This window comes from Clostridium sp. CTA-19, assembly GCF_054767855.1.
This window is the reverse complement of record NZ_BAAABH010000104.1, coordinates 1-439: the sequence shown is the minus strand read 5'-3', so window position 1 is coordinate 439 and position 439 is coordinate 1. Positions and strand designations below refer to the sequence as shown.

The 439-nt window shown below is 36.2% G+C and carries 1 rRNA gene; it reads right to left on the bottom strand.

The features are described from left to right. A 23S ribosomal RNA gene (locus ACYUE0_RS17850) occupies positions 1–143 on the bottom strand; the annotation flags it as partial. Positions 144–439 lie beyond the last annotated feature (296 nt).

Below are 439 nucleotides of genomic sequence, written 5' to 3'. Positions count from 1 at the left end.
TAATATAATTAAGTAGGTTTCCCCATTCGGAAATCTCTGGATCACAGGCTATTTGCGCCTACCCAAAGCTTATCGCAGCTTATCRCGTCCTTCTTCGGCTCCTAGTGCCAAGGCATTCACCCTGCGCCCTTTGTAGCTTGACCTAAAAGCTTGTCATAAACTTCACACTGCTTCGTCAACTTTCCTCATTYCGATACTCACTTACCTTAGTAAGCTCCGTTTCTCATTCGGTCGTTTCCTAGCATTGTTCGTTTTTGCCAACTTTTTTCATTGTCATTTATACAAAAATTCGCATAAAATAGTTTATATTTTAAGGTTTTTATTGTCTTGACGAAATTGTTATATCTTTATTTAAAGGTTTAACAATGTCTTTTTATCACTGTGCAATTTTCAAAGAACAAAAATCTTCTTATAAACTACATTCTACATCGTCAACTTC